Below are 14,976 nucleotides of genomic sequence, written 5' to 3'. Positions count from 1 at the left end.
GCCGGCCGCGGTCTTCGCAGCGAGGGAGGACAGATTGTTCAGCTACGACGTGGTGGAATGGGGCCGACCGCTTGCGCGGCGCGAGCGCGCGACACCCGAGCCCGGTGGAACCGAAGTGCTCCTGAAACTCAAATACTGCGGTGTCTGCCACAGCGACGTGCATATCCGCGAGGGCTACTTCGATCTGGGCGGCGGCAAGCGCTTGCATATGAGCGAGCGCGGCATGCATCCGCCGGTGACGCTGGGACACGAGCCCTTCGGCACCGTGATCGCCGCCGGTCCCGACGCCGGAGATGTGCCGATCGGACAGGATCGGCTGGTGTGTCCATGGATCGGCTGCGGAAACTGCGCGCGCTGCGCCGAGGGCATGGACAATCACTGCATGACGCCGCGCTGGATCGGCATCCAGCGCCCGGGCGGTTATGCCGATCATCTGCTCGTGCCTCACCCCAAGTACCTGGTCGACGCGAGCGGCATCGATCCCGCATGGGCGGCGACGCTGTCCTGTTCCGGGCTGACGACCTACTCGGCCGTCTCGCAACTGCAGCCGATCCCGCGAGACGAATGGGTGGTGTTGCTGGGTGCCGGCGGACTCGGTCTGATGGCGATCGAGATGCTCAGGGCTCTCGGTCATGAACGGATCATCTCGGTCGATATCGATGCGCGCAAACTCGAAGTGGCGCGCAAGGAAGGTGCCGCCGCCGCGGTGAACGGGCGCGATCCCGACGCGCTGAAGCAGCTGCAGCGCATCGCCGGCGGGCCGCTGTACGGCGCGGTGGATCTCGTTGGTTCCGCGGACACCGCGAATCTCGCGCTCGGGGCCTTGCGCAAGGGCGGAAGGCTGATCGTGGTGGGGCTCTACGGCGGCGAGATTCCGATCTCGCTGGTGCTGGTCGTGCAACGGGCCTGGCGCATCCAGGGCTCCAGCGTGGGCAACGTGGCCGAGCTGAAGGAAGTCGTACGGCTGGCCCGCGCCGGGCGCATCAAGCCGATCCCGCTCGAGAAACGGCCGCTGTCGGAAGTCAGCCGCACGCTCGACGAGCTCAAGGCCGGACAGATCACGGGACGCGTGGTCGCCGAGATCGCCTGAGCTGCGGACAAGGCGGCGCTCAGCGCGGCTTGAACTCGATGACCACACCCCGCAGCGGTGCCGCGCCGACGTTCTTGACGACGTGGATCACCGGCGGACTGAACGTCGGACGCTCGGGCACGATGTCCACGAACTTTTCCGGCTCGCCGTCCGGCCACTGCTGCAGCCGCGTGCGATTGAGCTGAATGACCACGCGCTGGCTGTGACTGTGGCGCGCGCGCGTGTCGCCCGGATCGAGCTTTTCCTCGAAGACGAAAAACTCCGCGGCGTCGTAAAGCAGCGTGTTCTTCTCCGCGGCGATGACCTCCGGCGGCCGGAGCACCGGCGGGTGCCCGGGCTTGATCGCCACCTCGTAGAAAGCGCCGGCCGGCGGCTCGTAGGACTCACCGGGTTCGAAAACCGCGATGTCGCCGCGGGCCATGCGCCGGGGGGCCGCGCCCGAGACCAGCGTCAGGTCGCCCAGGGCCACGACGATGCGATGTCCGCAGCCGGGTGTTGCCGCCTGCGCGCAGGGCGCGGCGTCGCGCGTCACGCGCACGTAGTCGTTGTCCAGTACCACGGCAGCCTCCACGCGCAGCAGAAAGGGCAGGAGCAGCAGTGTCATCCGGCCTCGATTGTACTTCTCAATCCCGGGCGCTCGCGCAAACGAAGACTGGCCCTGCCTCTGACCATCGCGCGCGCCCCGGCACGACGAAATCGGTTGAGATTTCGAGGAAACCCGCACTAAACTAGACAAATGTCGGGGCCACTGGGAGGAGACGAGAATCCTTGAACCGTTGAACCCCCTGATCACGGCCAACGCCGGGTGGTTCGTGGCGCTGGTCCCGCTTGCCTTCCTTGCCTACCTCGCGCCTTTCCTGATCGCCTTCGAGCGCAGGCACCGTTACCTCTGGACCATCGGCGCGATCAACCTGGTGCTCGGATGGACCGGCCTGGGCTGGTTTGCCGCGCTGGTATGGGCGGTGAACAAGGACGTGCGCAGCCTCGCCGACGAGCTTCCCGCCCCCGTTCCGGACGCACTGCTCGAGCCGAGGTGGAAGGTCGAAGGCTCCGCCGAGTCGGCGGAGAGCGCCCCGCCGGCCGGCAATCTCAAGCAGTGCCCGTATTGCGCCGAACATATCCGCGCGCAGGCGATCGTGTGCCGCTACTGCGGACGCGACCTGCCCCGCAACGGCGAGCGCAGGTCCGCCACCGATCTCGACGAACACGAAGCGCGCCAGTTGCAGAAGCTGCTCATCGACGGGCCGGAGGGCGTCGAACAGGAGCGCAGCCTGCTCGACGTCTTCGAGTACGCGCGGCTGCTGGAAGCCGAGGAAAGCACCGCGATCGTCGACCGGGCCAAGGCTGCTCAGCCGCCGGGCCAGCCCCTGCCCATGGGAAACGGGGACGACGAGGAGGTTGCGCCCTGGAAAACGCCTCCCGTCTTGGAGCCGGCGGAGCCCGACGTGTTGGCGGCGGCGCGCGTGGTTTTCAACCGCTGAAGCTGCTGCCGTCCGCACCCGGCGCAATCCCGGCGGCATGACCGCCCATCGGAGCGTGATTTCCGGCGCGCCGGGCTTTGAAGTGATGCGTTGACGGCGCGGCCATCCGCGATGCAGTTGCTTTCTTTCCTCTACAGTCTGGGCCCGGAACTGCTGGGCACCATCGTCGTGATCGTCGCTGTGGTGGTGGCCAACCTGGCCATCACCGCGATCCTGCGCCGCCGGTCCTCGCTGTCGCGGGAAACCAAGCTGCGCGCCTCGGTTTTCTGGCGCAACTTCTCGCTGCTGCTGGCGCTGGTGGCGCTGCTCTTCGTGTGGCGCGCGGAGCTGCGCGCGGCGGCCCTGTCGCTGGCGGCCTTGAGCGTGGCCCTGGTGCTGGCGGGCAAGGAGCTGCTGACCTCGATCCTCGGCTACATCCATCGCACCACCTCGGGAAGTTTCGAGTTCGGCGACGTCATCGAGATCAACGGCGTCAAGGGCGAGGTCATCGACCAGACGCTGTTGTCGACCACCGTGCTGGAGATGAGCGAGGAGCACCTGTTCACGGGGCGGGTGGTGCAGTTCCCGAACAGCTTCTACGTGGCTCATCCGCTGAAGAACCATTCGCGCCTCGGCGACTATCAGCTCGGGCTGCTGAAGGTCCCGCTCGCCGCGGGCAGCGACGTGGAGACCGAGCGGCGCAAGCTGATCGAGGTCACCAAGGCCGTGTGCGCCGACTTCGTGGCTGCGGCGCAGAACGCGCTGCGCGAACTGGAGGGCGAGCAGTTCGTGGTGATGCCTTCGGCCGAACCGCGAGTGACAGTCCGGCTGATGGATGCAGGCAAGGTCACGCTGGTGCTGCGCTATCCTTGCCGGGCCGACCAGCGCACGCGCACCGAGCAGGAGATCATCACCCGCTACATGGCAGCGCAGCGGACGGCAACGGGACCGGGCACCGAGGCCTGAGCCGCCGTCCTACCCCGGAAACCGGGTGCACATCGATGAACAACGAAGAACTGTGCTTTGCTCCGGCCACCGAGCTCACGCGCCTGATCCGCGGGAAGGAGCTCTCGCCGGTCGAACTCATGCGCGCCGTCCTGCAGCGCGCCGAGAAGCTCAATCCGAAGCTCAACGCGATCTGCACGCCGACCTTCGAGGCGGCGATGGAGGCAGCCGAGCGCGCGCAGGCGGCGGTGATGCGCGGCGAGCGCCTGCCGCTGCTGCATGGCGTTCCGACCACGATCAAGGACCTCGCCTTGACCAGAGGCGTGCGCACGATGGCGGGATCGCACATCTACCGCGATCGCGTTCCGGATCTCGACCATGTCCACGTGGAGCGGTTGCGCGCCGCCGGCGCGATCTCGATCGGCAAGACCACCACCTCCGAGTTCGGGTGGAAGGGCGTGAGCCAAAGCCCGTTGACCGGCATTACCCACAATCCCTGGAAACACGGCTACAACGCGGGCGCGTCCAGCGCGGGAGCCGCCGTGTGCGCCGCGGTGGGGATCGGCCCCATCCATCAGGGTTCCGACGGCGCCGGTTCGATCCGCATGCCAGCCGCATTCTGCGGCGTGTACGGGCTGAAGCCCTCGCAGGGACGCGTGCCGTACTGGCCTCAGCCGCCCAACGGGTTGATCTCGCACGTGGGTCCGATTACGCGCACCGTGGCCGACGCCGCGCTGATGCTGCTGGCGATGGCCGGTCCCGACGCGCGCGACATGACCAGCATCGACGGCCCGACGGAGGACTATCTCACCCGGCTCGACGCGGGCATCGCCGGCCTGCGCGTCGCCTACAGTCCGGATCTCGGATACCTCAGGGTCGACGCGGAGGTCGCGCGGCCGGTGCGCGACGCCGTCGCCGCCTTCGAAGAGCTGGGTTGCCACGTGGAGGAGGTCGATCCCGGCTGGGGCGATCCGACCGAAATGCAGCATTGCCTGTTCGCCGCCAATCTCGCGGGCATGCTGGCGGAGTTCCTGCCGGAATGGGCCGAGCGCATGGATCCCGGCCTGGTGGCGCTCGTGCGCTACGGCCAGAAGTTCAGCGCGGTCGACTACTGCAAGGCGTTCGCGCAGCGCCTCCTGTACTACGACAAGGTGCGCGCGTTCTTCGAGCGCTATGACCTGCTGGTCACACCCAGCCTGTCGGTCGCCGCGTTCCCGGCCGACCGGCTCATTCCCGAGCATTGGGAACAGCACGAGTGGGACTGGCTGCGCTGGGCCGGTTTCAGCTACCCGTTCAACCTCACCTGGCTGCCGGCGGCGACCTGTCCCTGTGGACTGACCCGCGACGGACTGCCGGTTGGATTGCAGATCGCCGCAGGGCGCCATCAGGACCTGCGCGTGCTGCAGGCTTCCCGCGCCTTCGAGCAGGCACGGCCATGGCGGCATCTCAGGCCGCCGGTCAGTGAATCGTGAACTCTTCGCCTGACGTTCAGGCAGGCGCGGCCTGCGCGGCCAGTTGCCTCGACCAGGCCCGCGAATCGGGCAGAAAGGCGCGGAAATCCGCTTCCAGCGCGGCGTAGTTCTGCAGCAGCTCGTCCGCCGCGTTGTACAGCGGATTCTCGCGCTTCAGGCGCTGGCCGATGCGCTCGAGCGTCCCGTAGATCGACTCCACTTCGGCGTACGAGCCGAACCAGTTCCAGCGCGCCATGTTCGGCGCGACCCGCCGCAGCCGCTCGGGCAACTCCGCCTCGCGCCGCTCCAGCATCTCGTAGATGCGCGCACAGAAGACTTCGAGCGGCTGGGCGTGAAACTCCGTCCACGAGCGTGCGAGGAAGTGGTCGTAGAACACGTCGATCATGATGCCCGCGTAGCGGCGCCGCGCCGCGCTGATCCGCGAGCGCGACAACCGCACGGCCGCGTGGGTGTCGGTGAAGGTATCGAGGCGCCGGTGCAGCACGATCGCCCGCTCGATCGATGGCGGGTAGCGACCGGCAACCGGCCCCTTGACGAAATCCCCCATCAGGCTGCCGAGCAGGGCGTCCTCGTCGGGCGGGGAGAGATAGAGGTGGCCGAGGTAGTTCACGGAAGGTCACCCTTCATCCTACTTTGCCTCCATGTAGTCGATCGTCAGATGCGTGAGCGCCCGCACACCGAGCAGCAGCGCGGACTCGTCCACATAGAAACGCGGCGAGTGGTTGTAGGCCACCTTGGCGAGATCGGTCCCCTTCGGCGAGCCGCCCAGAAAGAAAAAGAACCCGGGCGCCTTCTGGGCGAAGAAGGAGAAGTCCTCCGCGCCGGTGGTCTTGGATCGAAGGATGACATTCTTCTCCCCCGCCACCCGCCTCAGCGTGGGCAGCATGCGTTCGGTGAGCGCCGGATCGTTGATGGTGACGCCGTAGGGCTTGTCGATCTCGACGCTCGCCCTGGCACCCGCCGCCTCGGCGATCTTCTCCGCGGTCAGGCGAATGCGGCGGTGGATGTCCTCGCGCATCGCCTCGTCGAAGGTGCGCACGGTGCCGACCATTTCGACCTTGTCCGGGATGATGTTGAAGCGGTTGCCGCCGTCGATGCCGCCGATCGAGACGACCGCCGGCTCGTGGGTCACATTGACTTGACGGCTGACGATGGTCTGCAGGCCGAGCACGATCTGCGCGGCGACCACGATGGGGTCGACGCCGGTCCACGGGGCCGAGCCGTGGGTCTGGCGTCCCTGCACGGTGATGCGCAGCACGTCGGCGGCTGCCATCAGCGGCCCGGGGCGATAGGCGATCGTGCCGGCCTCGTGCATGGAGCCGATGTGCAAGCCGAAGATCGCCTCGGGCTTCGGGTTCTCCATCGCGCCCTGCTTGACCATCAGCGCCGCGCCGCCCTCTTCGCCGGGCGGCGGGCCTTCCTCGGCCGGCTGGAAGATGAACTTCACGGTTCCCGGCAGCTCGGCGCGCTTCTTTGCCAGGATCTCGGCCACGCCCATGAGGATCGCTACGTGCGTGTCGTGTCCGCAGGCGTGCATCACGCCGGTTTCCTTGCCGGCCCAGACCGTGCGAACTTTCGAGGCGAACGGCAGGTCAACCTCTTCGGTCACCGGCAGCGCGTCCATGTCCGCGCGCAGAGCGACCACCGGGCCGGGCCGGGCGCCGCGCAGCAGGCCGATGACGCCGGTATGGGCGACACCGGTCCTGACCTCCAGGCCGAGCGCCTTCAGGTGATCGGCCACGATGCCGGCGGTGCGGAATTCCCGGTTGCCCAGCTCGGGATGCTGGTGGATGTCGCGCCGCCATTCGATGACCTTCGGCTCGATCTGGCGCGCCAGCGCGTCGAGTTCGGCTCGCAAATCGGCTTGCACGGGAAGCGCAGCGGCAAGGGCGGCGCCAAGCACTATACGGCAGGGATTCATGGGTCGCGAATCGAACGAGGAAAGCTTCAGTTTCAAGGGGTCGTCCCGGCGCGTCAACTTGCGGCGCACGGCGCAGCCGGTGCAAGGTCCGTCTCTGGCCGGGCTTCACACAGCGACACAATCCGGCCGGTGGCGGGATACGGGCAAGCGATACGATACCCTTCTGCGAGCGAAGCCGATTGCGGGCGGCTGCGCGGCATGAACAACTGGCTCCGCGGGTTTCCGCGCGCCGCGCTCTGCGTCGCGCTCGCCGTGTTGTCGTGCACGGCCGTGGGACGCGACCCGTTCGACACCGGGCGGCTCGCGCCCTCGCACGTCCATGCTCCGCTCCCCGGTGTGGTTCCCGACCCGTGCCTGGACGCCGCCGCCCTTCCTGCCGCGCTCACGCTCCTCGATGCCATCAACGTCGCGTTGTGCCGCAATCCGCGCACGCGCGAGACCTGGGCCAATGCGCGCGTTGCCGCGGCGCAAGTCGGCGTGCAGCGGGCGGCACGGCTGCCCACGCTGCAAGCCGATGTCTCCGCGCAGCGGGAACAGGCGCGCAACGCGCCGGGCTCGGGCGGGCAGACGCGCCTGGCGGCCGGCGCAACGCTGAATTACGTGCTGTTCGATTTCGGCGCTCGCGAAGCAAACCTCGACACCGCCCGCCAGTCGCTGGCGGCGGCCAACTGGACGCACAACGCCGTCATTCAGCAGGTGCTGTTCGATACCGCGGAGGCCTACTACCGGCTCTTCGCCGCGACCGAGAACGTGGCGGCGGCACGCGCCGCGGAAGACAGCGCGCGCGAGAGCCTGGAGGCGGCGCAGGCCCGGCTTTCCGCGGGGCGCGGCACTCGCGCCGACGTGCTGCAGGCACAGACCGCCTACTCGCAGGCGAAACTCAACCGTACCCGCGCCGAGGGCGATGCGGCTTCCGCGCAGGGCACGCTCGCCACCGCGCTGGGCTTCGACGCCGATCGCGCGCTGGCGCTGGCCCCGCCACCGGAGCTCGCCTTGCGGGTGGTTCGCGACGCGGTGGCGAGCCTGATCCGGACCGCGCGGGAGCGCCGGCCGGATCTGCTCGCTGCGGAAGCGCAAGTCCGGGCCGCGCAATCGAACCTGCGCGCAATCGAAGCGCAAGGCAAACCGACCGTGTCGAGTTTTGCCGGACTCTCCGCTGCGCAGGAAGCTCCCGGTTCCGATCCGCGCAGCGGCGCCATCGGCGTGCAGGTGAGCATTCCGCTTTTCACCGGCTATCGGAACACCTATGAGTTGCGTGCGGCACGCAGCCAGGTCGAGACGCGCATCGCCACGCGCGATCGGCTCGCTTCGCAGATCGCGCTCGACGTGTGGACTTCGTACCAGAGCCTGCAGACCGAAGGGCAGGCTTTCGAAACCGCGCTCGATCTGGTGGCCAGCGCGCAGGAGTCCTATCGCGCGGCGCTCGCGCGCTACAAGGCCGGGGTCGGCACGCTCATCGACGTGTTGAACGCCCAGAGTTCGGCCGCCGCCGCGCAGTCGCAGAAGATCCAGTCGCAGTTCAACTGGTACATCGCGAAAGCGTCCCTGGTGCGCGCGCTGGGCACGCTGGACGCGGGCGTCTTCTCGGAGCCGGTTTCTCGAGGCGAGCCATGAACAGGGTACTCGCCGGCGCGCTGCGCGCCATCGTGATCTTCGGGGTGGCTGCCGGAGTCGCGAGCGGCGCGTGGGTCGCATGGAAGAAGGCGAACGACCGGCCCGCGCAAGCGCGCTTCGTCACCGAGGAAGTGACCACGGGCGCCCTGGTGCAGACCGTAACCGCGAACGGCAAGCTCAATCCGGTATCGCTGGTCAATGTGGGCACGCAGGTATCGGGTACCGTGATGCGGCTGCGTGCGGACTTCAACGACCAGGTGAAGGCCGGGCAGGTGCTGCTCGAGCTCGATCCCACCACGTTCCGCGCCGCGGTGGCCCAGAGCGAAGGCGAAGTGAAGAGCGCCGAAGCCTCGCTGCGGCTGGCGCAGGCCAGCGAAGCGCGGCTGCGCGAGCTGCACGCGCAGGAATACGTCTCGCGCGAAGAGCTGGACCAGGCGGTCCAGGCGCGCGAAGCCGCAGAAGCGCAGTTGCAGATCGCCCGCGGCAGGCTGCAGCGCGATCGCGCCAACCTCGCCTATTCGGTCATCCGCTCGCCGGTATCCGGTGTGGTGGTGTCGCGCGAGGTCGACGTGGGACAGACGGTGGCGGCGAGCTTCCAGACGCCCACGCTGTTCAGGATTGCGCGCGACCTGCGCTTCATGCAGATCGACAGCAACGTCGCCGAAGCCGACATCGGCAAGGTGCGCGTGGGGCAGCACGTGCGCTTCACCGTGGACGCCTATCCGGAGCGCAGTTTCGAGGGCGCGGTGAAGCAGATCCGCCTCAACCCGATCGTGGAGCAGAACGTGGTGACCTACAACGTGGTCGTTTCGGTGGACAACCCCGATCTCGCGCTGCTGCCGGGGATGACCGCCTATCTGAGCATCGAGGTGGACCAGCGCCACAGCGCGCTGCTCGTCCCCAATGCCGCACTGCGCTTCCGCCCGCGCGATCGGGAACTCGCGCGCACGCGTCCGGCCGGTTCGACCGTGTGGAGCGTGCGCGACGGCAAGCTGGCGCCGCTTGCGGTGCGCACCGGGATCACCAATGGCCGGCTGACCGAAATCGTCGAGGGCGCTCTCAAGCCGGGCGATCGCGTGGTGGTCGAGGAACTCGGCGGCGAATCCGCCGCGCCGGCCGGCCCGCCTCGCATGCGGCTTTTCTGAGGGCGCGTAGAAGCGAAACACGAAGCCACGAAGACAATCCAGACAAACTGACCACGAACACCCAGAGGCACGGGGAGACTCGAAGGTACTTGTCATGTGGGCGTTCTCGCACATGTGTTTTTCACCCGATTGCCGTTTTTCGTCGTGCCTTCGTGGCTTCGTGTTTCGCTCCCGGGTCCTTTCATGACCGAGCCGCTGATCAGGGTCGAGTCGCTGCACAAGCACTACGAGACGCAGGCCGGCGTCTATCCGGTTCTGCAGGGCATCGATCTGGCGATCGGGGCCGGCGAGTTCGTCGCGGTGACGGGCCCGTCCGGCTCGGGCAAGTCGACCTTCATGAACATCCTCGGCTGCCTGGACACGCCGAGCAGCGGGCGCTATCTGCTCGACGGGCAGGACACGGCGCGCCTCGATTCGGACCGGCTCGCGGGCCTGCGCAACCGGCTGATCGGTTTCGTCTTCCAGGGATTCAACCTGCTGCCGCGGGTGGATCTGATCGACAACGTCGCGCTGCCCTTGCTCTACGCCGGCCTGGGCGTGCGGCAACGCCGTTCCCGCGCCGCGCAGTTGCTGGAGCGGGTGGGGCTCGCGCACGTCGCCCACCACTTGCCCGGCCAGATCTCCGGGGGACAGCAGCAGCGGGTCGCCATCGCGCGGGCGCTGGCCAACCATCCGCGCCTGATCCTCGCCGACGAGCCGACCGGCAACCTCGACACGCACACCAGCCGCGAGATCATGGAGATTTTCGCCGGGTTGAACGATCGCGAGGGCATCACTCTCGTGGTCGTGACGCACGAAGCGGACGTCGCGCGTTTCGCGCGGCGCCTGGTGCGCTTCCTCGACGGGCGCATCGAGCACGACGGCGAGGTGCGACGGCCGGCCGGAGTTGCGGCATGATCCTGCAGCTCGTACGCGAGGCCTGGCGTGCCATGGGCGCGAACCGGATGCGCACCTTCCTCACCATGCTCGGCATGATGATCGGGGTGGGCGCCGTGGTCATGATGGCCGCCATTGGCCAGGGAGCGCAGGTGGCGGTGCAGCGGACCATCGCCACGATGGGCAGCAACCTCTTCATCGTCTCCGCCGGATGGACCGTCACTTCCGGGGCGCGCGGCGCGAGCGGATCGACCCCTACGTTGACCCTGGCGGACGTCAGGGCGATCGCGGAACTGCCTTCGGTGGCCGGCGTGGCGCCGATCCAGCCCGGTTCGGCGCAGGTGGTCCATGGCTCCAGCAACTGGAGCACGCAGGTCTATGGATCGACGCCGAGCTATTTCGAGGTGAGGGACTGGCGGCTCACGGCGGGCACGTCCTTCAGCGAAAGCGATCTGCGCTCCGCGGCCCGCGTCGCCGTCATCGGCGACACGGTGGCGGGCAATCTCTTCGGTACCGAGAACCCGGTCGGCCAGACCATCCGCATCCGCAACAGCCCTTTCCTGGTGATCGGCGTGCTCGCCCCCAAGGGGCAGAGCCTGGACGGGCGCGACCAGGATGACGCCATCATCGTCCCGCTCACCACCGCGCAGCGGCAATTGTTCGGCAACCGTTTCCCGGACAGCGTGCGCTTCGCGATGGTGCAGGCGGTGTCGGAGGAGGCGATGCCGCGGGTGGAGCGCGCCATCACCGCGCTGCTGCGGCAGCGCCATCGGTTGCAGGAGGGCATGGACAACGACTTCACGATCCGCAATCTTTCGGCGATCGCCGAGGTGCAGGCGCAGACCACGCGCGTGATGTCGCTGCTGCTCGGCGCCATCGCTTCGGTGTCGCTGCTGGTCGGCGGCATCGGCATCATGAACATCATGCTGGTGTCGGTGACCGAGCGCACGCGCGAAATCGGCATCCGCATGGCCATCGGCGCGCGCCGGCGCGACATCCTGTTGCAGTTCCTGCTCGAGGCGCTGATCGTGTCGGTCATCGGCTGCGTGGTCGGCGTGGCGCTCGGCGTGGCGGGCGCGCTCGGCGCGGGCCGCGTGGCGGGCATGGCGGCGCTGGTGACGGCCGGCTCCATCACGCTCGCCTTCGCCGTGGCCGCAGGGGTCGGCATCTTCTTCGGCTTCTATCCGGCGCGCAAGGCGGCGCTGATGAGCCCCATCGAGGCGCTGAGATACCAGTAGGCGCACGGCGTTCTTCGCCTTCGGTCCGCCATGCGCGGCGGGGCTCTGGGGGCGGATCGGCGAGCGCTTCGGCCGCCTCATGCGCGCTCAGGAACACTTTTCCCGGCTCCAGCAATTCGAGCAGCGCGGTGGGCCTCAGCCGGTCCATGACCGGTCCCTTCACGTCCGAAAGGTGCAGCGTGACCCGCGCCTCGTGCGCGTTCTCGGCCAGGCGTTCCAGCGTGGCCAGCGCGGTGCCGTCGATCGCGTTCACGCTGCTCATCACGAGCACGATGTGGCGCACCTGCGGATGGGTGGCGAGTTCGTTCATCACCACGGACTCCAGGAATGCCGCGTTGGCGAAGGTCAGGTTCTCGTCCACGCGCAGGAAGAGCAGGTGCGGCCAGGTCTCGACCGGGTGGCGCCGGACGTTGCGGAAGTGTTCGCTGCCGCGGATGCGCCCCAGTACCGCGACGTGTGGGCGCGCTGCGCGCAGCGCGAAACTCGCAAGCGATGCCATGATGCCCACGGCGAGCCCGGGTTCGATCCCGAGCACGAGCACGCCCGCTGCCGTGAGCGCCAGGACCGCACCGTCCACCCGGTCGTACTTCCAGACCGCCAGGGCGCCTTTCAGGTCGACGAGCTGGGCCACGGCGACGATGATGATCGCCGCCAATGCCGCTTTCGGCACGTCGGCCAGCGCCGCGGTGAAGAACACCGCCACCAGCGCCACCAGAAGCGCGGTGACGATCGCCGCGAGCTGCGTGCGCGCGCCGGCTGTGTAATTGACCATCGTGCGCGAGAAGCCGCCGGCGACGGGCATGCCGCCCGAGACGCCCGCCGCGAGATTGGCCGCACCGAGCGCGATCAGTTCCTGATTGGCGTCGATGGGTTGGCGGTGCCGGCCGGCGAGGAATTTCGCAATCGAGATGCTCTCCACGTAGCCCACCAGCGCGATGAGAAAACCGGCCGGCAGGAGCCGCCAGACCAGTCCCGGCTCCGGCAGCGCGAGCCGCAGGTCCGGCAGCCCTTCGGGAATTGTCCCGACGATGGCCACCGATCCCCTGGCCGCGTCCCAGGCCCCGACCGCAACGGTGCCGGCCACGACCGCCGCCAGAGGTGCCGCACGCGACACGATCAGCGCACGCCGTTGCGGCATGCCGGCACGGGTGAGCAACGCGATCAGCGGCGTGCCGGCGAGGAGCAGCAGCGCGATCGCGCCCAGCCCGACCGTCGCCGTGGCACCGTGAACGCTGGCCAGCGCTTCCGACAACCGGGCGGGCAACGCCTGCCAGGACGCGTGTTGAGGGAGGCGAAGCCCCGCAAGGCTGGGCAGCTGGTTCGCGATGATGAGCAGTGCGGCCGCGGTGGTGAATCCCGAGAGCACCGGATGGCTGAGGAAGCTCGCGATCACGCCGAAGCGGGCCAGCCCCATCGCCAGGAGCATCGCGCCGGACAGCAATGCCAGGACGATCGCGGCGTTCACCGGATCGGTCCCGGCGGGAAGATCGCGCAGCGCCTGCGCCACCATGATCGAAGCGACCGACACGGGCCCGACCGCCAGTGCCCGGCTGGTGCCCAACAGCGCGTAGGCAATCGGCGGCAGGATGCTCACGTACAACCCGATCTGCGCGGGCAGTCCGGCCAGCAGCGCGAAGGCCATGCCCTGCGGCACAAGCAGGATGGCGGTGACGAAGCCGGCCAGCAGGTCGCCCTGGAAGTCTTCGCGCGTGTAGCGGCGCAGCCAGCCGCAGATCGGCAGCCAGCGCTGCAGCCGGTGACGGGAAGGGGCGACCGGGAACGCCGCGTCGGGCACGGGCACGCTCAGCGCGGCTCACCCGCGATGGCGGCAAGGCCCGCGGCGTCCACCACGCGCACTTGTCCGCGCCCCAGTTCCACCAGGCCGCGGTCTTCGAAACTGCGCAGCAGCCGCCCGACGATCTCGCGCACCGTGCCCAACTCGTCCGCGAGCTGCTGCTGCGAAGCCACGACCAGCGGCCCGCGCCTGGCGAGGAAGGCCGCCAGCCGCCGGTCCAGATGCTGAAACGTGACGGCCTCCACCAGCTCCATCATGCCCGACAGCCGTTCGCTGAACAGGCCGAACACCCACTTGCGGAACGCTTCCTCGCGTGCCATCAACTCGGTGAACAGTGCCGGCGGAAGGACAAAGACCACCACGTCGCTCTCGGCGATTCCGGTGGCGCTGTAGTCCACCTCGCCGAGCAGGCAGCCGGTGCTCATGATGCAGGCCTCTCCGGGCTGGACGCGATACAGCCGCACCTCCCGGCCGTTGGGCGCCGCCTTCGCCACCCGCACCGTACCCGAGAGCAGCAGCGGAAATCCGGTGCAGGGCTTGCCCGTGTCGAACAACAGGCTGCCGGCCCTGAGCGTTCGCGTCCGTCCGGAAGCGAGCACGCGTTCCAGCGCCTCGCGCGAGACCGAGCCGAACACCGGGAACCGCGCCAGCAGCTCTTGCCTCAGCGTTGCCGCATCCATGCCGTGATTGAATGACCGCCGAGACACCGAGGCACCAAGAAATGAATGCAGAAACAGAACCCAGAAAAGATCTACTCGGTGTCTTTAGTGGCTTGGTGGTGAAAAATACACTCTTAGAGCCAGCGGCGGACGCGGGACTTGTACACGGTGTAGAGATTCCCGAACCGGTTCTCCAGATACCGCTCTTCGCGTTCGATCACGCCCTTGTTCACGATCCAGATCACCGCCGGCAGGAACAGCAGCGGCCAGAGCGAATTGAGCAGCGCACACACGCCCAGGTAGATGACGAGGTCGGCGACGTAGATGGGATTGCGCGACCAGCGATAGGGCCCGGTCGTGGCGATCGCCGTGCTCGGCGTGTAGGGATTGACCGAGGTGCGCACGCGGCGCAGGGCGATCAGCGCCCAGACCAACACCACCACCCCGACGGCGATCAGAGACCAGCCGATCCACTGCGCCAGCGGCTCGATGAGGCCGTAGGGCGAAGGCCAGCGCCGCTCGAGCAGCCAGCCCGGCACCAGGCCGGCGGCGTAGACGAGCGGCGGCGGCGCGATGACCCCTGCCGTTTCCTTCTTCTCAGCGCTCACGGGACAAGTTGTCTGGCCGACGAGGCCGCAGAAAACCGGGAATGACGCTCACCACCAAAATGCAAAGACACCAGGAACTGCAAGGCTCTCCTGAACGAATTCCTGGTGCTCGGTGTCCGGGTGGTGGGTCTCGATTTTTCTGCGTGCTCTCTT

Annotated in this window: 14 protein-coding genes; 8 read left to right on the top strand and 6 right to left on the bottom strand. The window is 68.2% G+C overall.

Going from position 1 to position 14,976, the window contains the following annotated elements:
- Positions 1 to 34: 34 nt before the first annotated feature.
- Complete coding sequence (locus VNM24_09510; GenBank protein ID HWQ38828.1) at positions 35 to 1,090, top strand: alcohol dehydrogenase; 1,056 nt, start codon at positions 35 to 37, stop codon at positions 1,088 to 1,090.
- 19 nt (positions 1,091 to 1,109) lie between these two features.
- Here VNM24_09510 and VNM24_09505 read toward each other — a convergent pair whose 3' ends face one another.
- Positions 1,110 to 1,694, bottom strand: coding sequence for a hypothetical protein (locus tag VNM24_09505; protein ID HWQ38827.1), 585 nt, complete (start codon positions 1,692 to 1,694; stop codon positions 1,110 to 1,112).
- A gap of 172 nt (positions 1,695 to 1,866) precedes the next feature.
- Here VNM24_09505 and VNM24_09500 point away from each other — a divergent pair, with 172 nt between their 5' ends.
- The 3 genes from VNM24_09500 (at position 1,867) to VNM24_09490 (ending at position 4,967) form a co-directional block, all read left to right on the top strand.
- Positions 1,867 to 2,571 carry a superinfection immunity protein gene (locus tag VNM24_09500; GenBank protein HWQ38826.1) on the top strand — a complete coding sequence of 235 codons (705 nt, stop codon included), beginning with the start codon at positions 1,867 to 1,869 and terminating at the stop codon, positions 2,569 to 2,571.
- Positions 2,572 to 2,682: 111 nt separating this feature from the next.
- Positions 2,683 to 3,516 carry a mechanosensitive ion channel domain-containing protein gene (locus VNM24_09495; GenBank protein ID HWQ38825.1) on the top strand — a complete coding sequence of 278 codons (834 nt, stop codon included), beginning with the start codon at positions 2,683 to 2,685 and terminating at the stop codon, positions 3,514 to 3,516.
- Positions 3,517 to 3,551: 35 nt separating this feature from the next.
- Positions 3,552 to 4,967 (top strand): amidase, encoded by a 1,416-nt coding sequence (locus VNM24_09490; protein HWQ38824.1) that lies wholly within the window; start codon positions 3,552 to 3,554, stop codon positions 4,965 to 4,967.
- Positions 4,968 to 4,983: 16 nt separating this feature from the next.
- Here the strand turns inward: VNM24_09490 and VNM24_09485 are convergent, their stop codons facing one another.
- Entirely contained in the window at positions 4,984 to 5,577 is a 594-nt protein-coding gene (locus tag VNM24_09485; protein ID HWQ38823.1) for an ACP phosphodiesterase, read from the bottom strand.
- Between the two features lie 18 nt (positions 5,578 to 5,595).
- A complete protein-coding gene (locus VNM24_09480) occupies positions 5,596 to 6,888 on the bottom strand; it encodes an amidohydrolase (GenBank protein ID HWQ38822.1) in 1,293 nt (430 codons plus the stop codon).
- 198 nt (positions 6,889 to 7,086) lie between these two features.
- On the opposite strand from VNM24_09480, the gene VNM24_09475 reads away from it, so the two are divergent.
- The 4 genes from VNM24_09475 to VNM24_09460 all read left to right on the top strand — a co-directional run bounded on the left by VNM24_09475 (position 7,087) and on the right by VNM24_09460 (position 11,761).
- Complete coding sequence (locus VNM24_09475; protein ID HWQ38821.1) at positions 7,087 to 8,502, top strand: TolC family protein; 1,416 nt, start codon at positions 7,087 to 7,089, stop codon at positions 8,500 to 8,502.
- Positions 8,499 to 9,647, top strand: a complete 1,149-nt coding sequence (locus tag VNM24_09470; protein HWQ38820.1) for an efflux RND transporter periplasmic adaptor subunit — start codon at positions 8,499 to 8,501, stop codon at positions 9,645 to 9,647. Before VNM24_09475 ends, VNM24_09470 begins: the two co-directional genes overlap by 4 nt.
- Before the next feature lie 183 nt (positions 9,648 to 9,830).
- Complete coding sequence (locus tag VNM24_09465) at positions 9,831 to 10,544, top strand: ABC transporter ATP-binding protein (protein HWQ38819.1); 714 nt, start codon at positions 9,831 to 9,833, stop codon at positions 10,542 to 10,544.
- Positions 10,541 to 11,761 (top strand): ABC transporter permease, encoded by a 1,221-nt coding sequence (locus VNM24_09460; GenBank protein HWQ38818.1) that lies wholly within the window; start codon positions 10,541 to 10,543, stop codon positions 11,759 to 11,761. The genes VNM24_09465 and VNM24_09460 overlap by 4 nt, the downstream gene beginning before the upstream one ends.
- Here the strand turns inward: VNM24_09460 and sulP are convergent.
- The 3 genes from sulP to VNM24_09445 all read right to left on the bottom strand — a co-directional run bounded on the left by sulP (position 11,655) and on the right by VNM24_09445 (position 14,823).
- Positions 11,655 to 13,556 carry a sulfate permease gene (gene sulP, locus VNM24_09455; protein ID HWQ38817.1) on the bottom strand — a complete coding sequence of 634 codons (1,902 nt, stop codon included), beginning with the start codon at positions 13,554 to 13,556 and terminating at the stop codon, positions 11,655 to 11,657. The two genes, VNM24_09460 and sulP, sit on opposite strands and share 107 nt — an antisense overlap.
- An 8-nt stretch (positions 13,557 to 13,564) precedes the next feature.
- On the bottom strand, positions 13,565 to 14,236 hold the full coding sequence (locus VNM24_09450) for a Crp/Fnr family transcriptional regulator (GenBank protein ID HWQ38816.1): 672 nt from the start codon (positions 14,234 to 14,236) through the stop codon (positions 13,565 to 13,567).
- 113 nt (positions 14,237 to 14,349) lie between these two features.
- Positions 14,350 to 14,823, bottom strand: coding sequence for an isoprenylcysteine carboxylmethyltransferase family protein (locus tag VNM24_09445; protein HWQ38815.1), 474 nt, complete (start codon positions 14,821 to 14,823; stop codon positions 14,350 to 14,352).
- Between the last annotated feature and the right edge of the window lie 153 nt (positions 14,824 to 14,976).

The sequence above is a fragment of the Burkholderiales bacterium genome, from assembly GCA_035560005.1.
Classification (GTDB): Bacteria; Pseudomonadota; Gammaproteobacteria; order Burkholderiales; family Eutrophovitaceae; genus DASRFY01.
Note: the sequence above shows the minus strand (reverse complement) of the source record. Positions and strands in the feature narration are given on the sequence as shown.

What these genes read in the sequence shown, in the direction of transcription:
- VNM24_09505 (HWQ38827.1), bottom strand. Translation starts at nt 1,694, where the DNA reads ATGACACTGCTGCTCCTGCCCTTTCTGCTGCGCGTGGAGGCTGCCGTG.
- VNM24_09495 (HWQ38825.1), top strand. Translation starts at nt 2,683, where the DNA reads ATGCAGTTGCTTTCTTTCCTCTACAGTCTGGGCCCGGAACTGCTGGGC.
- VNM24_09490 (HWQ38824.1), top strand. Translation starts at nt 3,552, where the DNA reads ATGAACAACGAAGAACTGTGCTTTGCTCCGGCCACCGAGCTCACGCGC.
- VNM24_09480 (HWQ38822.1), bottom strand. Translation starts at nt 6,888, where the DNA reads ATGAATCCCTGCCGTATAGTGCTTGGCGCCGCCCTTGCCGCTGCGCTT.
- VNM24_09475 (HWQ38821.1), top strand. Translation starts at nt 7,087, where the DNA reads ATGAACAACTGGCTCCGCGGGTTTCCGCGCGCCGCGCTCTGCGTCGCG.
- VNM24_09470 (HWQ38820.1), top strand. Translation starts at nt 8,499, where the DNA reads ATGAACAGGGTACTCGCCGGCGCGCTGCGCGCCATCGTGATCTTCGGG.
- VNM24_09465 (HWQ38819.1), top strand. Translation starts at nt 9,831, where the DNA reads ATGACCGAGCCGCTGATCAGGGTCGAGTCGCTGCACAAGCACTACGAG.
- VNM24_09460 (HWQ38818.1), top strand. Translation starts at nt 10,541, where the DNA reads ATGATCCTGCAGCTCGTACGCGAGGCCTGGCGTGCCATGGGCGCGAAC.
- VNM24_09450 (HWQ38816.1), bottom strand. Translation starts at nt 14,236, where the DNA reads ATGGATGCGGCAACGCTGAGGCAAGAGCTGCTGGCGCGGTTCCCGGTG.